Below are 20,918 nucleotides of genomic sequence, written 5' to 3' on the forward strand. Positions count from 1 at the left end.
AGTGCCTCCATCAAACGAGAACGAGCATCACCAGCGAACGCAACAATCTCAAAACCTAATAAGGTCATTTCTTCTCTGTTCATCATATGAACCTCCTATTTTTTTATGTACTCAATGGAAATTCAATTCAGACTAGCTTCAACAGTCTAGGAACAGACTGTTGAAGGTTGGAAATAAGACGAACGGGTTCGTATCGATATAACGCAGATAGAACTCTGTTCCCCTCTCATCTCAATGGAACAGGCTGAAAACCTCCACTGGAGCTTTTCACTCATCAAGTTGAGGCAACAACGTCTGAATTGGATTTACGAAGAGTATGGTTTACAATAACCGTTGAATATGTAGTACAATATAGAACCTTTCACTGTCATTTACAGGTTCATCAACCAATGATGTAATCATCTCAAAAATCTGACTACCTATTTGGTAAGCTCTTGGATTCTGGAGCTTGATATACTGTTCCAAACTAGCAATCGATTCATTTGACTGATGGGATCGATCTAAGTAATTCAGAAAATAGGACAGATGAATCATAAAACGATCATAAAAATTGCTATTTTCTTTTGTGCGTTTAATCCCGTTCTCCGTCAAGATTTGTTCAACATCTGTTATAATTTTTTTGCTGATGTCCTGTTCTTCACTTGTGGGATGAATGGTTTCACCCTTTGCATTAATTAAGTGAAGGGCAATTCTTCCAATCTCATCATTTGGAAAATCTTTTAGCAACTTTTCACGAAACATAGCTAAGGCTTCACGCGCCATTTTGTATTCCAATGGATATTCAGCTGAAATATTGGGTAGCTTACTTTCTTGATAAGTATTCTTTAAAACCGCCTGATATGCACAATAGATATGATCTGTCAGTGTTACATATAGATATTCTTGTACAGGGTAATGATACGTTGCTACTAGATGATTGATAACCGTGTAGGTTGCTGAAATAAAATCTAAGGGAATATCTTTTAATAAGGTTAGAAAGTTTTCTTTGGCCTCATCATTTTTTAGCGAAAAGATATTTTCTATCTTATCCTTAACGATTAAATCTCCCTTTTTCTTTTGAAAGGTTATACCCAATCCCATCACGACTGCCTGTTCCCCATGTTCATTTTTGACCAGAGCAGCGTTATTATTTAGTGACTGTATAATCCTAAACATATATCCCTCCTATATTTTTAAGCAAAAAAAGACTACAAACAAACCGAGAATATTCTACTCTCAAATCCATTTGTAGTCTTGCCTAATCGAATTAGTTACAATCCACTCTATTCTTGCTGATGAGATTATTATAGCATATTCTCAGAAAATGTAAACCCTTTCTTTAAGAAAAGTGGTTATTTTTTATAAAATTTTTCTAGCCAGGATGTTGCAGTTTGAGACAAGACCGCATCAAGTCCTTCAATATTATCACGACCAACAGTTCGTAACCATTCACGGGCTGCTTCTTCCCCCTGCTCAATGTAAACGGGCACAACACCAGCCCATGTTGCACGACCGCAGAGAACACCGTTAAATTTAGCACCTGCTTCATGTGCAAACACTAGTGTATCTTGGAAAAGCTTAGCTGAAACACCTGCACTAAGATAAATGTATGGTAAATGAGTTGATGCTTCTTGTTGACGGAAATGTTCGGCTGCTTCTTCTTTTGTATAAACGACTTCCCCTGTTCCATAGCCTTCTACAAAATTCATGTTCACAGGTACTTCTACCTTGAGAACATCTACTCCAAAGCGTTCGTCAGAAAATACTTTCATAGCTTCATTTACTTTCCGAGGTTTAACTTTGGCAAATTCAACACTGGCATTGTCTTCAATCGTTTCATCGTAGCTCAAAATTTCCAAGAAGAATGGCAAACCTTCTGCCTGACATTCTGAACCCAAACGTTCAATATAGGCCTGCTTTTGAAGATTGACGTATGGATCACCATCAACATCATAGTAAAGCAGAAACTTAATGGCATCTGCTCCCTCTTCTTTTAGTCGTTTTACAGACCATTCTACTAGGCAATCTGGCAAACGACTGGTAGAGCTTGTGTCATAGCCTGTTTTTTCATAAGCCAAAAGTAAGCCACATTGTTCATCACGGGCGCGTGAAGCTGGTAAGCCAAATTCCGGATCTAAAAGAATAGAAGAAGAAAACTGTGTTAGTTCTTCAGAAACTAGAGTTTTTAGTTCTTCCATCTGCTCCACAGTAGGTTCTTCTGACTGATGTTTTGCCATCATTTTTTTCAAGGCTCCACGTTGGTCGAAGGCAAGAGCTGAAATGACTCCTGCTTCATTGCTTACTTTTTCCATATATTTTCTTTTTTCTGCTGTTAATACCATCTTAAACCTCCTCGACTTCAATTTGAGAATACAATACTTCTGAATGTTCTAAGTTGACATAGCCTGTCTGTTCTTCCTGAGCATTTAGCATGCCCAAAACATTAGCCTTTTTAAGTAATTCTGCATCAGGTAATGCATGTGCCAAACTAGCTGCTATTCCTGCAACTGTTGAATCACCTGAGCCTACTGGATTAACGACATTTATTTTTGGAATTTTCACACGGTAGAACTTGTCTTTGTGCTTGGCAAAAGCCCCCTTTGCACCCAAGGATACGACTATCCAATCAATTCCTTGGAATAATTGACCTGACAGAACTCCTTTCAATTCTTGAATATCATCTGTGACATTTTTGCCAATTAACTGTGATAACTCTTCAGTGTTTGGCTTAATAACAGTTGGTTTCTGCTGACTTTCTAAAACTTTCTTCAGTGCCTCACCAGAACAATCCAAAACAACAGCTATGCCCCATTTTTTACAAAGTTCTACAATCTCAACATAATAGTTGCTAGCAAGTCCTTTGGGCAGGCTTCCTGAAATGACAACTACATCTACATTATTCAGGATGATTTCAAGGTGTTCAATAAAATTCAAGGCTTCATGTTCTTGAATAGTTGGTCCTTGTTCTAAAATCTCTGTCTGTTGACCATCGTGAAGAACCGCAATGCAATTACGTGTTTCATTCCCAATCTCCACAAAGGAATTTTTAATATCATTTCGAGTGAGTTGTTTCTTTACATAGCTTCCAATCTCACCACCAATAAAACCAGTAGCCACGACATCTTCACCGATTTGTTTCAAAACCCGTGTCACATTAAGCCCCATGCCACCAGCTGTTTTTTGGACTTTTTCTACTCGAATGACCGTATCCAAATGAAAGGTATCCAATTGATAGGCAATATCAACTGACGGATTTAAAGTGATCGTCAAAATCATGTGAGCCTCCTAGTCGTGGTATTCTCCACGATCCCACTTTTCAAGAAATTCCGTGAAGAACTCTGGATTAGCCTGCTCTTGATTGAGCGTTTCAACTGCAGCAATCTTTTCAATCAAACGTTTATTTTCTTCAGTTGGTTTGTATTCTGCATTAATGAAGGCTTCAATGATGTCGCAAATCAATAATTCGCCTGTAATTTTAGCCCCAAAACCAATGACGTTGGCATTTAACTCTTCCTTAGCGTAAAGTGCGGAGGTCATATCACGAACCAAAGCTGATCGAACACCAGGAACCTTGTTCACTGCATTGTTGATGCCAACACCTGTTCCACAGATACAAATTCCCAAATCTGCTTGTCCGCTTGCAACAGCTTCGCCAACTTTTTTACCAAAGATTGGGTAATGAGTACGGACATTATCATAAGTCCCAAAATCCAAGACTTCATATCCTTGATTTTTCAAATAATCTACCACAGCGATTTTTTCATAGGTTACAATGTGGTCACAACCGATTGCAATTTTCATCTCTTATTCTCCTTTGTTTACAACAATTAGCACATTTTATTTAGCATGTCGACACGAATTTGGTGACGGCCGCCATCATACTCACCTTCAACAAATCCTTTGACGATATTTTTAGCAATTCCTTCTCCTACAATCTCACTACCGATTGTAATAATGCGAGAATTGTTGTGCCCTCTTGTCATATAGGCAGAACGTTCGTCTGAAACTTCTGCAGCGATCATGCCTTTGACTTTAGTTGCGGTCATAAATGGACCAACACCATAAGCATCAATCACAATACCAAGATTTCCTTCCTCTTGATTGACTGCTGCAACTACCGCCAAAGTTGTATCAACAAAATCACTTCCATCACTGACATCTTTAAAGTCATATGATTTTTCTAGCAAATAATCTTTAATAACGTCTTTTAGTTTTGAGCCCGCTGGATCAGCACCGATAATGATTGTCATAACCTATCTCCTAACAAAAATAGAAAGTTGTAGCCATATGTGGCAGAAAATCGTTGTTTTGCAAAACTTAGAAAAAGCGTTTTCGCTTTTTATGTTTAAATTATACAACAAAACAAACACAAAGTCAACATATTTTGTTGTATTTTTGTTTATTTTTTTCATATGAAAACAAAAAACCAACATTTTATTGTTGGTTTTGATAACTTTATGATTTTGTAGAAATAATTTCAATGTGGTTATGTAATAATTGATAATTTTCATCCTTTGCAGTCATATCTGTCACTAGAGCAGTTACATCATTCAAATCACAAAAGGAAGTAAAATCATCTTTTCCAATTTTCGAAGCATCTAGCAGTAGATATTTTTCTAAAGAATGTTTAATGGCAATATTTTGCGTATAGGCTTCAGCGAGGGTGGAGGTCATGACATCAGTCCCCTTAAGTCCATTACCTGAAAAGAAAATCTTGCTAAATCGCATTTTTTCTAAACTTGTATTGGTAATTTCTCCTACAAAAGATTCTGTCACTTGTCGATATTCTCCCCCAAGGAGAAAGACCTGAAAATCTTCTGTCTTTTTTTGAGATAAGATGGTAAAAACAGGCATACAATTTGTGATGACAGTGAGGCGAGGATTTTTAATGGCCTCAGCCAGAAAGGCAACTGTTGTGCCAGGGCCTAAAAATACCGTATCACCATTCTCTATCAGCTGTGCAGCTCTTTCTGCTATCTCTTGCTTGGCTTCCTTATTTTGAATGTGCTTCTCAGAATGGGAATATTCCCGATATTGAAAAGCCTTATTACTTCTAGCACCGCCGTGTATTTTGGTTAAGACCCCCTGCTCTTCCAATTCGATAAAATCACGTCGAACGGTCATATCAGTAACATTTAGCAATTCAACAATCTCAGAAATTCTAACTGTACCTTTTTTGTTTACCAAACGTGTAATTTCTTCCAGTCGTTCTCGTTTATTCATGTTTAATCCTTTGTTGTTTTTTTACATTATACCAAAAATACACAAGAATATGTTGGAAAATTGAACATTCTTTCATATTTATTGCAAGGATGTCCTTTCTACAGTTTTTACGAGATTAGATATTGTGCCTTAAATGTTCAAAAAATCATATCGCCAGCTGATAAAAGCCTTCCAGTTTTGACAGCTAACGATAAGATAACTTGGTGGCTTCGCCCTCAAACCCCCAGTGAAAAATCGAGGATTGATTTTCTTAGGAATGGTATTAGGATAATAGAGATGATTTGGAAAAGGTATCACAGAATTGAAAATGAGGGTAAGAAAAAAGAGCCAAACAGCTCTCAGAGAAATAATATGCAGTCGAATGCTAAGAAGAATGTTATAATCCTCATCCATTGGCATCCATTTAATTTTCGTATATTACAATTGGATCTTTATAAATTTGGGTTTCATCCATCTGTATCACCGAAACTTTACCAAAACCTGATCTATCTAATGTTAAAAATGACTTTCCTACAATTCTTTGTGTATTTAAAGGATTTGTTGTCATAAACAGATTAACCTCATTATAGGTGTTTACTATTTTTTGTACCTCTTCTCTGACTGTGCTAACTAATTGAGGATTATTATATCTGTTACCACTATACTTTCGTTGCGATGAAATTTTTACTGTTGTATTTTCCAAATAGTCAGCTGCTAATTTTTCTAAAGGAATATCATATGTATCACATACTAATAAATTGACAACTTTATTCTTCTTGTTTTCAATTGGATACTCAACAATAATTTCTCCTTGAAATTCATCATATTGAACAACTGATGATTCAGAGATAAATTCTGAAAAAACTCCATTAATAATAAGTTCAAACTGCATTGGTATTGAGACACCTATAAGTTGTAAATTTCGATAGCCTAATATATTTGCTGCAATCCACAGCCTCTTATAACAGTTATGAAGATATACAGAATGACCATCATTAAATGTTCGTTCCGCATTGTTTTTTCTAAATATCATTAATAATGAAATAGAGATTAATAAATAAAGAACGATATAAGTAGCGGTAGAATTATCAGGAGTTATTTCAAAAATAGCTCTTGTAAAAAAATTGGTATTTGATATTTTTTCAACTTCAACTAGAGTCAAACTCTTCCCAATCAAATAGCAAATAAGAATTGGAAATATGAAAATTAATACTAATGGTAAATAAAATTTTTGAGACCAAAAAAAGCATTTCTTAAATAATTTATTTTTTCGATTCATACGTATCTATACATCCTTAAAATAGATTAGAGTGGATTGCCACTTATTTGATTCCCTAAAGTAGAATCTACCAGCCCGAAGTCCAACTATCAAAAAGAATAACCTGTCATCATTATCTGAGATAATTTTTTCCCATGAGTTAATGTCAACACAAGATGCAGTAGGTATATCTTCAGGATGGGTATGCCATTCTCCAATTAAACTTATAAAACCTGAACTTTTACTAAAATAATCATCTGCAAACTTCTGGTGATATGGAGAAGTTTTTGAGAATTTAAATCTACTTCTTACATCATTATCCTGTGGTCCTGAAAAATTTATAATAAATATCGAATTATTTAAAAGTCTCTTACCAACAAAGATACCGCCTGCTTCAGGTTCCAAACCCAGTTGCCTAAATTCCAGTAATGAATTAAAAATATCAGATGGTATTACAATTTGATATTTATTATTCAGATTTACATATATCAACTTTATACTCTCCGTTACACTCTGGACAAGATGTATTTGTTCTTAATGAAACCTTTAATAAATCACTATTTTTTAAACAATTGTAGTATCGAACACTATATGTAAATCCTTCTTTTCCAAACTGTTTATCTGAACCAATTTCTGATACTAATCTGTTTTCAGAAGAAAATTCCCCATCCAAGTACTGTAAATATACTTCTATAGCTTTATTTGCCAAAGAACTAGGCGCAATAACATTATAAGGAATAAATGAAGAATAACAGCTAGCTAGACGCTTTTCAAATATTTGATTTTTCTCTGCAAAAGAGGCTCTATTATTAACAAGTTGCCCATCTTCATAGTTCATACACATATAGCATCCATTATTTTGTGGAGAAACTAGTAGGTTATGATACCCAACTCCATATGGATCTAACCAGCAATACAATACCGTTTTTCCAATCTTTCTGAAAAAATGATTAATTTCAAAATTAGTTTTAGTATCTCCGACACAAGAAAAAACAAAATCATATTCATAAAATAAATTGGGATTCTTCCGAGCTATTTCTTGAAATCGGATACCCTCACATTCAATTTCTAAATCAGGATTTTCTTTTTTCAATCTATCTTCTAAAGCGTCTACTTTTTGAATATTATCTATTATACTATCCATACCTAAGTAGTGCCTTGAAATGTTATCTACCGTTAAAAAATCAGGATCTATTAAAAGAAGTTTCTCTATACCCATTTTAGATAAATTGTTTGCAACAAATGATCCTACAGATCCAAGTCCAACAATTACTACTTTTTTATTCAGAAAATCATATTCTTGGGATGTCCTACTCACTCTATACTCCTTGTCGAATCTTGTAATATATACTGGAGTAATCTTGAAACTCCCATTTTTTGATTTTTTAGCCTTAGAACCCATTTTTTTTCTATCTTTATTTTTTTGTGGTACCTTATTATCAATTTTAAATGGATATTTGGAAGTTCTAGACTCAAAACGCGCACCAAACAAAACATTATCATTATCAGATATAGGAAGTGATAAAATTAATATGAATGACTTTCGTTTCGTTTTACACCACTTTTGGAAGCGGTGTCTAACGCCCGAAGATAAATTTCCTGTAATCATTTTCTTAAATGTTGCTTCTGTTAGTTCATTCAAGGGATTAGGAGGAATCACAGAAGTCGAATCTTTAAGTGGAAGTATATAAACATCACTGCTTTTTTTAGAATGTGGCGCAACACTCTCTTTGAGTTGTGAACCATAATTAAAAAGATAGCCTTTCTGATCCGATAGAACTAATTCATGTTTCTCAAATGAACCGACCCTAGATAAGTAACTTCGAATGGCTATATATTTTGTTTTTGAATTCAAACAACTAATCTGCCAATATGATAAAAACTCTTTCCTGAGCTCTTCGGTCATTTTTGGTGTATCCCAACTATCCAATAATTCCTTTACTTTTTCACAGCAATCTTTCAATAATCTACGTGGATTGTTAAAGTCCCAAATTAAATTATCTTCTGAAATGTAACACAATTTCCCTTCGGAACCGACATGGCTATACCATTTATTAAAATTCATATAATTTGAAAGATAAAATTCAGGAAGTGAGTGTGGAAAGTCATTAGAAACGATAATTTTTAAGGTGAATTTTTTATATTGATAAAAGTAGCATTCCTTATCTTCGAACTCCGAGCTCTCTGAAGGTATGTTTTCAAAGTACATCTGGAATATTTCTTTTTTTTCTAACATACTCTCCTCTAAGCACTTGGATAATCACTGATAATAGCCCGAGTACCAAAGTTTTCTGCTGTCTCATTTTGCTCAATAAGAGGAAAATCGTCACCAAACTGTTTACTCAATATTTTTGTGGACTCACTTAAATCAGTAGAATCTATTGCCTCATCTAGTGAGGCTCTTAATTTTTCTAATTTATTCTTAAAGGCCTCCATTTGTATATTTGAGACCTTTTCATATACATCAGTATACGGCTTAACCGGTAAGAAAACCTCTAATCTCGGATAAAATAAGCTCCTATCAACATCATATGTATCCGAAAATGAATTAATCATAGTACTTACTAAATTTCTTAAAGCTGAAATATCATCATAAGTAGTGTTTCCAGATAAATAGTCTACTTTTTTGCTTACAGAAAAATTATTGATAGCAAAAACTGAAATCCCAATGCCTGTCGGTCTATTATCTTGATTTTTAAATTTGAGATCTTTCCATCTTTTTAAGTAACGAATTACTCTCCGAAATTGGTTTCTGTCTTCGGAGCTCTCCATAGCATTATTAATTTTTTTAGTTAATTCTACAGGGTCTGCTTCCTCCCATTTAATGTTTTCGTCAGTACTATTAAGTTTTCCTCTGGCTAAAAAATAGTTATCATTTTCAGTACAATACACCGCTATATCAATGTGAACATTATCTTCAGGAAACGATACTGTCACACATGGATTTTTTACTTTGACTCTATTTTCACCAAATTCGGAGGCTAGTGCCTCAAAGATAAATTTCTTTACCTCTTTAGGAGAATTCGAATGTCTATCAACATCGATTTTTAAACCTCTATCTAAGTCATAATCTCCTTCATCGATTGGCAAAATACCTGTGTAAGTTGAGTAGCTTCCTTGGTTGAAAAAGCTTTTTCCAAATTCTGAAACACCATTGATAATTACTTCTTCAACCTCTTTACGTTTGTCGATTAAAACCTTTTTATCAACAGCGTCTAGCTTAATGGTGTCGTGAAATTTAATAAACTGTGACTGCAAGGTAGCCATAAATTTTCTCCTTAAATTATTTTGTTATATCTAACTTTTATTATATCACTTTCTACGACCATTTCTTGAATTTCCAATTAATTATCTAACCTAAATATGATTTTTGAAGCTACCACTACTACCGTTCTTCCAACACAAATCTCTGAACAGTTCCTGTCCCATCTTCAACATCTCCTCCTCAACCTTACTCCATTTTCCAAAGAGGCATTCTTGTAACACTTCTGCTGCGAAACCTTCATCAGTTTTGGAATCGTAGATGCAAGTCCTGTCTCTTTGGTAAATTTGGATACGGTCAAAGAGTTTATCGCTTTCAAGCTCCCTTAGGTTATCAACCAAGTTCTCAACAATCCCATCATGGTGTTCTTTTGGTGTTGCCCTGGCCTGATTGGGATCGATGGCATAAAGCTCTTCGTAACGAATCAAGGTGCTGAGATAAGAAAGCTCTGGTTTGGTACCAATTACAGCCAAAGAAACTTGGTAACCTTTAGAAGCTAATAATTGAGCAGTCTGACGAGGAACTTGAGTGGTACGCAAAGTCCCTTCAATCAGCAAATGATAACCTTGTGTGCTAAGTTCATCAACCAGATGCTCTACCATTTTTCCTGCAAATCCCTTAGTATAGTCCACGCTGTCCTTGCCATACTTTTCTTGCAGGGCTAAGTAATTGGGATGCTGAGAACGGTAGCTATCACCATCGATGATAATGATATTGCCTTGAAATTCCTTTTGCTTGATACGATGAATAGTCGTCTTACCTGCTCCGCTTTGTCCACCAAGTAAGATAGCTTTCGGTTGATCTGGAATCGTCTTTCCTCGGGTTAAAGCCCGAATGGTTCGCTGTAAGGCCTTCTGAAACTCAGCCTCACTAAATTCTTCCAATCTCATTAGGCTACCACCCGATGATTCACCATGTCTAACATCCGCTCGATACCATCTAAATAGCCATTGTAACGCTCGATTTCATCGAAAGTATCGACAAGGTAAATTTTCGTATTGATTAATTCGGCCAAATCATCACTCATCAAAATCCAAGGATTGGCTTCATCATCAAAAGCAATATCCTGACTATCCTGGTATCTATAGAGCTGTGATAAAATGGCTGACCCACGTTCTTTTATCACTTCTACTTTTAAGGTCAATTGGTAATCTTCAACAGGTGTTAGCATCTTATCCTCCCCGACAATATCAACATAAGAAACGTTAAATTTCTGACAAATACGATCGATGAGTTCTGTTGACACAGTGCTGGTGCCATTTTCATAACGACTCAGGCTATTGCGTGAAATTCCAACCATTTCTGCAAATTCGGGTTGCGTCAAATGATGTTTACGTCGTAATGATTTTATATTGTCTCCAATCATAGAAAAGAACCTCCTCATATTTACTTTCATTATACCATAAAAATGAGCAAACGCACCAAAATTGGTGCGTTTGTCGCTTCTCAATATCTGTAACCCTGCCAGAGACTAGCCTATTGTCAATAACCACCTAAGTTCCTAAATTATAGTGGTTTCTTTGTCGTTGTCTACTTCACCCCACCAACTATCAGGGGGCTCTTGCTTAGGGCCTGCAATTTGGTTTCAATCTTTGAGATGACCTCTAAAAAGGCTTGATCTTCTTTCCCACTTGGGTCATCTAAGCCCCAGTCTTCTCTGTGGCAGCAGGGAAGGTAAGGGCAGTCTACATTGCAGCCCATGGTGATGACAATGTCAATGGCTGGCAATTCCTCCACCAGTTTGGAATACTGGTCTGTCTCCATGTCGATGCCAAACTTTTCTTTCATGATGCGGACGGCATCTTGGTTGATTTGTGGCTTGGTCTCGGTTCCTGCGGAATAGGCTTCAAAGAGATGGGCATAGTGGGCTTTGGCAAGGGCTTCTGCCATCTGGCTGCGGCAGGAATTGTGGACACAGACAAAGGCAACTTTAGGCTTCTGGGACATTGGTTTTCTCCTTCACAATGGTTTTGATATCTTCTACCGTCAATAGTTTGCCGGAGGATACCAGTTCTTCGTTTAAGACAAGGGCTGGGGTGGATAGGACCCCGTAGCTAGATATAACCACAAAGTCTCTTACGTGCTCGATACTGGCATCTAGCTTGAGAGCCTGGCAGGCCGCCTCTACATTGGCTTCCAGTTGGTTGCACTTTTTGCAGCCTGAACCCAGAACCTTAAAAATAACAGGATTGTTTTCCTGATTTTTGCTGGCAATTGTCATGATCGTTTCCTCCTAAAAAATCATAATTTGTTGCAAGAAGTTAAAGAGATAGCCCACTAAGACAATCCCGACTAAGCAGATGGCTACAAAGAGAGCCAGAAGGGGTGGTTTAATAGCCCTTTTCAGCATGATCAAGGAAGGCAGGCTCAGGGTGGTCACAGCCATCATGAAGGACAGGACCGTTCCCAGCTGGGCCCCCTTGCTCAACAGGGCTTCTGCGACTGGTATGGAGCCGAAGATGTCCGCATACATGGGGATGCCGATGAGGGTGGCCAAGATGATCCCAAAGGGATTCTGGCTGCCCAAAAGTTTTGTCACCAGACTTTCTGGGATCCAATTGTGAATCAAGGCTCCGATGCCCACTCCCACCAGGACATAGGGGAAGACCTTCCGAAAGGTTTCGCTCATCTGTTCTTTGGCAAAATGGAACCTGTCTTGATTGGACATGGTCTCACTTTCAGCCAAGGGAACATGGGCCTGCTTGACAAAGTCTTCAAGGTGGCGCTCCATCCCCAATTGTTCAATCACAAGCCCGCCCAGTACTGCGATGACTAGACCCAAAAGAACATAGGCCACTGCGATTTTGCTGCCAAAAATACTCATCAATAAAACCAGGCTTCCCAAGTCCACCATGGGAGAGGAAATCAGGAAGGAAAAGGTAACACCAATTGGCAAGCCTGCGCTATTGAAGCCCATGAAAAGAGGGATGGAGGAGCAGGAGCAAAAAGGGGTGACGGTTCCTAATAAGGCCGAGATGATGTGGGCAGTTAAACCCTTAAAGCGCCCCAAAATCCTCCGACTCCGCTCAGGCGGAAAGTAGCTTTGGATGTAGGAAATCAAAAAGATAATGAAACAGAGCAGGATGCTAATCTTGATGACATCATAGAGGAAGAACTGCAAACTGCCTCCCCATCTGGAAGTCACATCTACCCCCATTCGCGTCAGACCCTCCCCCACCAGCTCATTGAGCCACTTCATTCCCAGAACGTGTTCTTGAAAAAATGTCCACATAAGTTCCCTCCTTTCTCATCATATATCAAAAAATTTTGATATATCCCCTAAAATAGAAAGTCATATCTAGGATGACTTTTTTTGGCAATGACACTGCTGCTCTGGTGCCTGAAAATGAATAACCTTTTTAAGACTGGCCAGGGCCTTGCCTCTGCCTGATTGGCTGAGCCGGTAGTGCTTCCACTTTCCCTCTTGTCTGCTGGTAACCAGGCCTGATTGGCAGAGGATTTTCATATGATAGGAGAGGGCTGGTTGGGCGATGCCAAGCTCTTCTGTCAGTACACAGGCACAGCGCTCCCCATCCTTCAAAATGTCTAGAATTTGCAGGCGTTTTTCATCAGACAGGGCCTTAAAGAGCATCGCCTCTCCTTGAAAATTTTTCACCATCTTCACCTCATATCAAAAAAAATTGATGTATTTCTATTCTTATTTTACTCCACAATACTATATTTTGTCAAAAATTTTTCTGACTTCCCCAGTGTATTTTCACTTGTTCTCAAGAAAAGACTTTATAGGCAGATATACCCGAAACCTCATGGTAGCCATACTTATCTGCTTCAATCAGTCACCCTCCTAGGCATCTTCTATAAACTTGGGCACAGCCGTCAATCTTAAATTTACTCCTCTTTTATACTTTGTTTTTATGCTATAATAGTCTTAGAAGCATCAATGAAGAAAGGAAGGCAGAACCATGTATATTGTTAATCAAATGATCAGTTCTTTGCTGCAATTAGCCATTGTCTTGCTCTTAGCTTTGGTTTTAAAAGTAATCTTTCAAAAAAATAGGCGGCCTTATTTAGAATGGATTGGTCTTAAAAAAACAGCTATTGATTATAAAGCCATTTTGCTCATTTCGGTCAGTTATTTGTTGATTACTCTGCTGCCTGTCGGCTGGCTTTATCAGGGTGGTCAAATGAACAATGCCGATGCTCTGACCGTCAAGGCCTATCTTGCAAATGGACTGGATGTTCAGACCCTTCTTGTCATCTTGCTTTGGGCGGTTATCCAAACCTCCCTCACCGAAGAGATACTTTTTAGAGGCTCTCTCCTAAATACCTTCAGACAGTTCACCAGTCCTCAAAAAGCCAATGTGGCACAGGCGCTTCTGTTTTCTCTCATGCACCTCCCAGCGCTGAAAAACTATGGTCTCTTGCCAATGGCAGTCATCGGTCTGATGACCTTTCCAATCGCCTACGCGCTAGGCTGGCTGGTTATCAATAGATCTCACTTCAGTATTATAAACACTTGGATCATCCACGCCAGCGTTAACCTGATTTCTCAAATTGGAATCCTGCTCTTTTACATTAAATAATTGTGCTTTAAACCAAAGGCAACTTGATCATCAAGCTGCCTTTTTAAAATGCCCTTTTGTCCAAGAAAAAACAGAAAAAGAACAGATGAAGGACAGATAGATGGTAGAAGCCTCCCTTATAATAGACATATACTGCTGCGACGGTATGTTATTTTGTAGATTCATGGAGGATTTTAAATGAAGAATAGAAACAACCCTTTTGGACGCAGACTGCTCATCGTGATCACTCTAGCCCTAGTCTTTATGGGCTTTCGGGATTATGTGATCCAATTTTCAGAGGGCGACATGCCCGCAGCCTTATATCCCTCTTTTTTGACGGCTTCGGCTATGGTCTTACTCTACGCTGTACCGATAGCATTTTTTATCCAATATTTAGCAAAACGATTGGCTGTTTCTGGCAAGGTCCTGCTGCTTAGCTATATCCTTGCCTTTACCCTGCCCTTGTACCTAGGCGGCCAAGGAAATTCCTTGATTTCCTACGCCTTGTTTTCTTTGAAGGTGCCAGATGAGATTTTAAATGCCTGGGGGGCAGCCCTGACTGCGCCTTTTGCAGAGGAAGTGGCAAAGGGGGCCGTGGTTCTCTTGGTTTATTGGCTGTGTAGAGGGATTTCCCTAAAAGAGGCCTTTATCGTTGGGATGATTTCTGGCTTTGGCTTTCAGGTCTTGGAGGACTGGGCCTACATTTTCCAAAGTACCTTTGGTGAGACCAATACGGGCTTTGCCATTGCCTTTGAGCGGGTGGCCAATGCTCTGGGCGGCCACATGGCCTTTAGCATCCTCTTTGGAGTGGGTTTGATTGCCCTCATCAAGAAAGCCCCTGTCCTTTCTGGGCTGAAGGCTGTCTGCCTTCTTCTAGCTCCCGTTCTCATTCATTTTATCTGGAATTCTCCGCTTGAGGGAGACTGGGTTTTCCCACTGCTTGGAAGCATCAACCTCAATCTGGCCTACTACGCCTTTACATTGGTCAAGAACCTAGATGAAGAAGACAGGCTAGCGGTGACAGGATAAGGATGACTGTTCCCATATCAGAAAAAGGACCGGCTGGTCCTTTTTTATTTTAATCTTCAAACTTCTGTCTGATGGGCTTCGTGTTCCTGGAGGCTCTGGTCAAATTCAATGGTTAGATGGGTAATCCCGTGACTCTTGGCCAGCCTGCGCAGGTCTTCCTTGCTGGTCAAGCTTTGAGCCATGTCCCGAGGGCAAATGTGGAGCATGGCAAACTTTTCTCGTCCATCTGTCGTCCAGACATTGAGCTGGGTGATGGCTTGGACATTGTCCAGGGCCAGGATGTCTGTTTCAAAGGCTGGCAGGTCCACATCTTCTGGCACATGTTCCAGGAAAATCTTCATATTTTTCCAGAAGGGCGGCAGGGCCTGACTCAGGATATAGCCGGCTATGCAGAGAGACAGGAGGGGATCTAGGAAATACCAGTCTGTAAAATGAAGGACGATGGAGACTAGGATAACCGCCAACCAGCCCAGGGTATCCTCTAAAAAGTGGAGGCTGAGCATGGATTCATTGTGGCTATGGCCATGGTGAACCAACTGGCTTGCCAAGAGGTTAATGGCTATGGCTACCAGACCCAGAACCAGCATGCCCTGGTAGTTGACCTTCTCTGGGGCCCATAATTTGGGCACATTTTCCAGGAGAATAAAGAGGGAACCAAAAATGAGGATGGAGGCTGTCAAAATAGCCCCAAGCAGGCTAAAGCGCTTGTAACCCAGGCTGTACTTTTTGTCCCCTTTTTTCTTGGAAAGTTTTTCCAGATAGGCGGACAGACCGATGGCTAGGGCATCTCCCAAATCATGGACTGCATCTGCTATCACCGCACTGGAGCGGAATAAGAAGCCAAAGATGGCCTCCAATAGAGCAAAGGAAAAATTGAGCCAAAAGGCGATGAGCATTCTCTTCTCTGATTTCATTTTTTCCTCCAAAATATGTTATAGTATAGTGAGTACGATATAGAACATCTTGTTCGATATTATTATCTTCTATTTTGGGAAAGGATACAAGAAGCAGTTTCAGAGAAATGTTTGTTTTCGAACACTTTTTAAAAACTGTACGGAAAAAGACATGGATAGACGTATTCAAAAATCTCGCCAGGCCATCTACCGAGCCTTTATTACCCTGTTAAATCAAAAGAGCTATGAAAAAATCACCGTTCAGGAGCTGATTGATGAGGCCAATGTTGGTCGCTCCACCTTCTATGCCCATTTTGAAACCAAGGAAGCCCTTTTGGAGGAGGTTTGCCAGGATCTTTTTGAGCATACCTTTGTCGGTTACCAGAAAGAGATGACCCTTTATGAGCTGCTGGCCCATCTTTTTCTGCATTTTAAGCGAAATCAGGATAAGATTGCGACCCTGCTCCTATCTAACAACAGCTATTTCATTAAGCGCTTGAAGGACCAATTAGAAATCTATCTCTTCCCCATGGTGGAGGCCCATATCTTGAGTCAAAAGGTCCATCTGCCCAAGGACTTTTTAAAAAAACATGTGACCGCCAGCTTTGTGGAAACCGTGACCTGGTGGCTGCAAGATGGCAAAGGGCTGGATGAGATGACCATGGCCCAATATTATCTGGACCTATTGAAATGAACAGTTTGGAAGCTAGGATTGGGCCAGCTTTTGAATCTTTTCATTGATGCGGTCCACGGAAGCACCAAACTTAATCTGCCATTCCCCCTTCAGAATCTGAAGGACTTTTTTGTAGGCCTGGATGGCCTCCTTCTTTTGCCCCAAAAGGATATGACACTGGGCAATGGATTCGTAATAGTCGGTATAGCGGGGCTTTTCCTGGGCATCAAAGGCCTTTTCCCAGATGGGGATGGCCAGCGCGTAGGCCCCATTTTGAGAGAGGGCATTGGCCACTGAAAAGAGGACCCGCCAATCCTTTGCATGATTCTGGACCAGCGCTAGATAGCGGTCCTTGACGGACTCAAATCCGCCCCTTTTTTCATCGATAAGGATGGCATAATAGTCGTTTAGGACATCTGGATTTTTCTCCCGTGATTCTGCCAAGGTTCGCTAGGCCTCTGGCAGGCGGCTCATCAGACCGAAGTTTACGGAGGAAAATAGAGAAAAAGGACCAGCCGGTCCTTTTTTATTTGTTGAGTAGCGATAGTAAACAAACCTACCATCGCTTCAGTCATGTGATCAATAGCCATATATTGATTGAATTTTATCTTCTAATTGTTTTCTTTCAATGACTTTCTTTGGCTTTTCTGGAGACTGGTAGTCTTTTCCATCTGTGGTGACAGTCACACTTCCTGAACCATATTCATCAGAAGTATAAGAGAACTCCGTTTTACTATCTCCCTTTCCTTTTCCTTCACTGATTGTAACGGATAGGTCTACAGATTTTGCTGCTTTATCAAAGTCCTCATCAAAAGTCTTCAAGGTATCTTTTATCGCCTCTTTATCTCCCATGTAGTTTTTACTGTTGGCCAAGGTTTCAAGAATCGTTTTGAACAGTTCTTTTATTTCTATCTCTTCCAATTTTAATGTCACATAGTCTGTATCCTTTTCTTTCAGAAACTTCTTATCGTCCAAAGATTTCAGATAATTCCCCACCGCTGCTGATACTTCTTTGCTCAACTCATTAGGAGATTTTACTTCATAGGAGTAAGTGTCGCTAGAAGTTATCGTTTCAACAAGGTCATATAAGGCAATATACTCATCTTTTGCTACTTTTGCATCTGTACCAAATCGACTTGTCATGAAATCAAAGAATACACTAGCATTGATATAGATGATATTTTCGTACAGGACAAAATGCATTTCGTCAACGTTGATTCCAAAACGGTCCAAACCACCAATATTGACGGTTAATTCAGCATTTTTTCCATCTGTCGTCGATTGTCCATTTATAGAAATACCGTCAATCTTTGAAGTGTCGGCAGTCCCAGATGTTTTGAGCGCTACTTCGTAGTCTTGAGTCAACTTGCCAGCTGAAGTACGTTCCTGTAGTCTGGATAAAAAGACATTCTTCGGGCTACTAAACTGAGTTGCGTAGAGTCCGACACCTGTGCCAACAACCAGCACACCCACTCCTGCAGCCATCGCTAGCTTTGCTTTGTTAGATAGATTTGATAATTTCATAGTATCTCCTTTTCTATTTAAGATTATACCACAAAACTAATATATCTGATTATTTTTTGTAAAAACAGCAATATTCTGTCTTTTACTCTTTCTATCAAGGCAACGGAGGAAGTTTTTCTGTTTATTTGCAATCGTTTTCACTTTTTTGCTGGTTTTTTCCTGAGAAAGTGCTAAGATAGAGGTAGAAAATACAAGGAGGTGCTCATCATGGATGAACTCAAAAAAGTGTTATTGGCAGGCATCGGCCTGACTGCTATGACCTATGATAAGGCCGAAAAATTTGTCAAAGAATTGATGGACAAGGGTCGCCTGACCCTGGACGAAGGCAAGGAACTCCAATCTGAACTCAAACGTAGAAGCCAGGAGGAAGCCAAGGATTTGCTGGGTCAGATCAAGGAAAAATCCCAGAGCCTCCAATATGCAACCAAGGAGGATTTGCAGCGTTTGGAAGGGAAACTGGATGCTCTCTTGGAAGAGTTGAAGCAGTCCAAGTCTGACGAGTAAGGACGGAAAATCCTATGTCTCACAAGCGTTTAGGGGAGATTCTAACTGTTTTTGGCAGAGTGGGATTGACCCATTTGAAGGAAAAAAAGGCTCCCCTAGATGACCAGACCACTCCAGTCAAACTGCGCCTGGCCTTTGAACTCTTGGGACCCAGTTTTGTGAAGATCGGGCAAATCCTATCCACCAGGAGTGATTTGTTGCCAGAGAACTACATCCGGGAGCTGGAGAAATTGCAGGATGATGTCCCTCCTATGCCCAAGGAGGTGGCCCTAGCAGCCATTGAAAAGGAGCTGGGCCAGCCCTTTTCTGCGGTCTTTTCCAAACTGGAGGAGGAGCCTTTGGCATCCGCATCGGTCGCCCAGACACACCGGGCCAGGCTCTTGGATGGACAGGAAGTCATCGTCAAAATCCAGCGGCCCAATCTAGCGGCTCAGACTCGGGAAGACCTGGCCCTCTTGGTCAAATTGGCCAGAAGGGTACCTGCTTCCTGGATTCCTATGGTAGATTTACCCAAGGTCCTGTCCCAGTTACAGGCATCCATCGAGGCGGAGATTGATTTCCGCAACGAGGCCCAGCATCTCAGGGATTTTGCCCGAGAAAATGCCGACATCGCCTGCATCGGCGTCCCAAAGGTTTTTGAGGACTTTACCACCAGTCAGATGCTGGTAGAATCCTACATCCCAGGCATCCGTATCAACCACTACCAGGAACTACTGGCTGCTGGCTATGATTTGGAAGATATGGGGCAAAAACTCATGCTCAGCTTTATCAAGCAGGTCTTTAAGGACGGTTATTTCCACGGGGACCCCCATCCCGGCAATCTCATCATCCATGAAGGGAAGATTTTCTTCATCGACTTCGGCATCATGGGCCACTTGGAAGAAGGGATTCGCATCACCCTCAATGACATCCTCACCAGCTTTACCTCCCAAGATGTAGATGGGATGACCAGAGCTGTACTGGCCATGACGACCTCGGAAAAACAGGTCAACATGACCCAACTCGGGCGGGATATTGAGCGGATGATGACCCGATATGGCAGCATCAACCTGGGACTCCTTTCCCTCTCAGACCTGGTGGAGGACCTTCTGCAGATTTTCCAAAAACATGACTTGCAGGCTGACCCCGGTATCACCATTTTGGGAAAAGCTGCGCTGCAAATCGAGGGCGTCTTCCGCGAGCTAGCACCGGATGTGGACTTGATGACCCTGGCCAAGAAGTATTTCATGGAAAATATGAAAACCGACATCCTGAGCCAGGTCCTCAACCGCGACACCCTCCTCATCGAGTTGCTCTACCTTTTGCGCAATGGCAAGAGTATCCCCAGGCGGCTCAATCAGCTCATGGAGCAAATCCTCAACGGCCGCATCCTCATCAACCACGATATGGTGGATTATCCGGCCCGCTTTCATCAAGTCCAAAAGCTGGCCAATCGCCTGGTCCTCAGCGTCCTCTTTCTCGCCCTTATACTGGGCGGCAGTTTACTGAGTTTTCAAGAAAATCAGCAAGCCCTGGCCAATACCTTGCTGATTGGTGCAGGCATCCTCTTTATCTGGCTACTGGCCCTGATACTTCAATCAGAGAGAAGGGGGAAATGAGAATATGTACAAACCAGACCCTCGCAGGGTCTGGTTTTTTAGAATAGAAGACGAAGAACGACACTTGTCAACCAAGCCAGTAGCCCGGAAGCAAGTGTAAAAACCAAGACTAGCAAAACTTTTTGGTAGGGATATTTACCCCTTTCTTCAGCCCTTTGGATGGTATCCAATGTTTCACCATTTGTGATAGCTACGATTTGCCGATAGGTCTGCACATCATAGGTCTTTTTAAATTTTTCAATTCTAAGAGCAAAACGCATGGTGATTATCCATTCTAGAAGAAAAACTGGTACTCCCCACCAACCCAAATAATAAAAAAGAGGATAGGCAGAAATGTACTGCCCCCAAAAAGTTAGACAAAAAATAATTAGTGAAAGGATTTAGTTCTGTACTGAACAGGACTAAGTCCTTTTAGTTTTGCTTTAATGCGCTTGTTGTTGTAGTAAAAAATATAATCCGTGATGGCTTGTTCC

Annotated in this window: 26 protein-coding genes and 1 pseudogene; 5 read left to right on the forward strand and 22 right to left on the reverse strand. The window is 40.1% G+C overall.

Translation table 11 applies throughout. From position 1 onward, the window contains the following. The 17 genes and pseudogenes from lacF to ACEYCN_RS01415 form a co-directional block, all read right to left on the reverse strand. A pseudogene (gene lacF, locus ACEYCN_RS01335) lies at positions 1 to 83 on the reverse strand (PTS lactose transporter subunit IIA); the annotation flags it as partial. 238 nt (positions 84 to 321) lie between these two features. Continuing rightward, positions 322 to 1,155: a PRD domain-containing protein gene (locus tag ACEYCN_RS01340; RefSeq protein WP_336372882.1), complete on the reverse strand. Its 834-nt coding sequence runs from the start codon at positions 1,153 to 1,155 to the stop codon at positions 322 to 324. A 176-nt stretch (positions 1,156 to 1,331) separates the two neighbouring features. Further along, entirely contained in the window at positions 1,332 to 2,321 is a 990-nt protein-coding gene (gene lacD, locus ACEYCN_RS01345) for a tagatose-bisphosphate aldolase (RefSeq protein WP_373712510.1), read from the reverse strand. Position 2,322: 1 nt separating this feature from the next. Beyond that, the gene (locus ACEYCN_RS01350) at positions 2,323 to 3,255 is read right to left on the reverse strand and encodes a tagatose-6-phosphate kinase (protein WP_373712511.1); all 933 of its coding nucleotides are present in this window, start codon (positions 3,253 to 3,255) and stop codon (positions 2,323 to 2,325) included. 9 nt (positions 3,256 to 3,264) lie between these two features. Continuing rightward, positions 3,265 to 3,780 (reverse strand): galactose-6-phosphate isomerase subunit LacB, encoded by a 516-nt coding sequence (lacB, locus tag ACEYCN_RS01355; RefSeq protein ID WP_044759869.1) that lies wholly within the window; start codon positions 3,778 to 3,780, stop codon positions 3,265 to 3,267. 26 nt (positions 3,781 to 3,806) lie between these two features. Then, positions 3,807 to 4,229: a galactose-6-phosphate isomerase subunit LacA gene (gene lacA / locus ACEYCN_RS01360; RefSeq protein WP_018031056.1), complete on the reverse strand. Its 423-nt coding sequence runs from the start codon at positions 4,227 to 4,229 to the stop codon at positions 3,807 to 3,809. 205 nt (positions 4,230 to 4,434) lie between these two features. Next, entirely contained in the window at positions 4,435 to 5,202 is a 768-nt protein-coding gene (locus ACEYCN_RS01365; RefSeq protein WP_373712512.1) for a DeoR/GlpR family DNA-binding transcription regulator, read from the reverse strand. A 403-nt stretch (positions 5,203 to 5,605) separates the two neighbouring features. Then, positions 5,606 to 6,460 carry an acyltransferase gene (locus ACEYCN_RS01370; RefSeq protein WP_373712513.1) on the reverse strand — a complete coding sequence of 285 codons (855 nt, stop codon included), beginning with the start codon at positions 6,458 to 6,460 and terminating at the stop codon, positions 5,606 to 5,608. 6 nt (positions 6,461 to 6,466) lie between these two features. Then, positions 6,467 to 6,931, reverse strand: coding sequence for a Mov34/MPN/PAD-1 family protein (locus ACEYCN_RS01375; RefSeq protein WP_373712514.1), 465 nt, complete (start codon positions 6,929 to 6,931; stop codon positions 6,467 to 6,469). Continuing rightward, the gene (locus tag ACEYCN_RS01380) at positions 6,909 to 8,675 is read right to left on the reverse strand and encodes a ThiF family adenylyltransferase (protein ID WP_373712515.1); all 1,767 of its coding nucleotides are present in this window, start codon (positions 8,673 to 8,675) and stop codon (positions 6,909 to 6,911) included. Before ACEYCN_RS01380 ends, ACEYCN_RS01375 begins: the two co-directional genes overlap by 23 nt. 8 nt (positions 8,676 to 8,683) lie before the next feature. Then, the gene (locus ACEYCN_RS01385; RefSeq protein WP_373712516.1) at positions 8,684 to 9,706 is read right to left on the reverse strand and encodes a cyclic GMP-AMP synthase DncV-like nucleotidyltransferase; all 1,023 of its coding nucleotides are present in this window, start codon (positions 9,704 to 9,706) and stop codon (positions 8,684 to 8,686) included. A gap of 90 nt (positions 9,707 to 9,796) precedes the next feature. Beyond that, positions 9,797 to 10,591 (reverse strand): type II toxin-antitoxin system toxin PezT, encoded by a 795-nt coding sequence (gene pezT / locus ACEYCN_RS01390; RefSeq protein ID WP_373712517.1) that lies wholly within the window; start codon positions 10,589 to 10,591, stop codon positions 9,797 to 9,799. Continuing rightward, a complete protein-coding gene (gene pezA / locus ACEYCN_RS01395) occupies positions 10,591 to 11,067 on the reverse strand; it encodes a type II toxin-antitoxin system antitoxin PezA (protein WP_373712531.1) in 477 nt (158 codons plus the stop codon). The genes pezT and pezA overlap by 1 nt, the downstream gene beginning before the upstream one ends. Positions 11,068 to 11,231: 164 nt before the next feature. Further along, positions 11,232 to 11,648, reverse strand: a complete 417-nt coding sequence (locus tag ACEYCN_RS01400; RefSeq protein WP_373712518.1) for an arsenate reductase ArsC — start codon at positions 11,646 to 11,648, stop codon at positions 11,232 to 11,234. After that, a complete protein-coding gene (locus tag ACEYCN_RS01405; RefSeq protein ID WP_373712519.1) occupies positions 11,632 to 11,922 on the reverse strand; it encodes a thioredoxin family protein in 291 nt (96 codons plus the stop codon). The genes ACEYCN_RS01400 and ACEYCN_RS01405 overlap by 17 nt, the downstream gene beginning before the upstream one ends. A 12-nt stretch (positions 11,923 to 11,934) precedes the next feature. After that, positions 11,935 to 12,933 carry a permease gene (locus ACEYCN_RS01410; protein WP_373712520.1) on the reverse strand — a complete coding sequence of 333 codons (999 nt, stop codon included), beginning with the start codon at positions 12,931 to 12,933 and terminating at the stop codon, positions 11,935 to 11,937. A 66-nt stretch (positions 12,934 to 12,999) separates the two neighbouring features. Beyond that, positions 13,000 to 13,320 (reverse strand): ArsR/SmtB family transcription factor, encoded by a 321-nt coding sequence (locus ACEYCN_RS01415; RefSeq protein ID WP_373712521.1) that lies wholly within the window; start codon positions 13,318 to 13,320, stop codon positions 13,000 to 13,002. 304 nt (positions 13,321 to 13,624) lie between these two features. On the opposite strand from ACEYCN_RS01415, the gene ACEYCN_RS01420 reads away from it, so the two are divergent. Together ACEYCN_RS01420 and ACEYCN_RS01425 are read left to right on the forward strand one after the other, a co-directional pair. Further along, complete coding sequence (locus tag ACEYCN_RS01420; RefSeq protein ID WP_373712522.1) at positions 13,625 to 14,245, forward strand: CPBP family intramembrane glutamic endopeptidase; 621 nt, start codon at positions 13,625 to 13,627, stop codon at positions 14,243 to 14,245. Positions 14,246 to 14,422: 177 nt separating this feature from the next. Next, a complete protein-coding gene (locus tag ACEYCN_RS01425) occupies positions 14,423 to 15,253 on the forward strand; it encodes a PrsW family glutamic-type intramembrane protease (protein WP_373712523.1) in 831 nt (276 codons plus the stop codon). Positions 15,254 to 15,309: 56 nt separating this feature from the next. On the opposite strand, the gene ACEYCN_RS01430 is transcribed toward ACEYCN_RS01425, so the two are convergent. Next, on the reverse strand, positions 15,310 to 16,167 hold the full coding sequence (locus tag ACEYCN_RS01430; protein ID WP_373712524.1) for a cation diffusion facilitator family transporter: 858 nt from the start codon (positions 16,165 to 16,167) through the stop codon (positions 15,310 to 15,312). Positions 16,168 to 16,318: 151 nt separating this feature from the next. On the opposite strand from ACEYCN_RS01430, the gene ACEYCN_RS01435 reads away from it, so the two are divergent. After that, the gene (locus ACEYCN_RS01435; protein ID WP_373712525.1) at positions 16,319 to 16,840 is read left to right on the forward strand and encodes a TetR/AcrR family transcriptional regulator; all 522 of its coding nucleotides are present in this window, start codon (positions 16,319 to 16,321) and stop codon (positions 16,838 to 16,840) included. Positions 16,841 to 16,852: 12 nt separating this feature from the next. On the opposite strand, the gene ACEYCN_RS01440 is transcribed toward ACEYCN_RS01435, so the two are convergent. Next, positions 16,853 to 17,263: a hypothetical protein gene (locus ACEYCN_RS01440; RefSeq protein WP_373712526.1), complete on the reverse strand. Its 411-nt coding sequence runs from the start codon at positions 17,261 to 17,263 to the stop codon at positions 16,853 to 16,855. Positions 17,264 to 17,398: 135 nt separating this feature from the next. Continuing rightward, positions 17,399 to 18,343: a hypothetical protein gene (locus ACEYCN_RS01445; RefSeq protein WP_373712527.1), complete on the reverse strand. Its 945-nt coding sequence runs from the start codon at positions 18,341 to 18,343 to the stop codon at positions 17,399 to 17,401. A 207-nt stretch (positions 18,344 to 18,550) separates the two neighbouring features. Here ACEYCN_RS01445 and ACEYCN_RS01450 point away from each other — a divergent pair, with 207 nt between their 5' ends. Together ACEYCN_RS01450 and ACEYCN_RS01455 are read left to right on the forward strand one after the other, a co-directional pair. Further along, on the forward strand, positions 18,551 to 18,847 hold the full coding sequence (locus ACEYCN_RS01450; protein ID WP_373712528.1) for a phasin family protein: 297 nt from the start codon (positions 18,551 to 18,553) through the stop codon (positions 18,845 to 18,847). Positions 18,848 to 18,861: 14 nt separating this feature from the next. Further along, entirely contained in the window at positions 18,862 to 20,445 is a 1,584-nt protein-coding gene (locus ACEYCN_RS01455; RefSeq protein WP_373712529.1) for an ABC1 kinase family protein, read from the forward strand. Between the two features lie 38 nt (positions 20,446 to 20,483). On the opposite strand, the gene ACEYCN_RS01460 is transcribed toward ACEYCN_RS01455, so the two are convergent. After that, positions 20,484 to 20,705, reverse strand: a complete 222-nt coding sequence (locus ACEYCN_RS01460) for a hypothetical protein (protein ID WP_373712530.1) — start codon at positions 20,703 to 20,705, stop codon at positions 20,484 to 20,486. A gap of 107 nt (positions 20,706 to 20,812) precedes the next feature. Further along, on the reverse strand, positions 20,813 to 20,918 hold a 106-nt coding region (locus ACEYCN_RS01465; RefSeq protein WP_161424969.1), incomplete at its 5' end, for an IS3 family transposase.

It is taken from the genome of Streptococcus sp. (genome assembly GCF_041802885.1).
In the GTDB taxonomy this organism is placed as follows: Bacteria; Bacillota; Bacilli; order Lactobacillales; family Streptococcaceae; genus Streptococcus.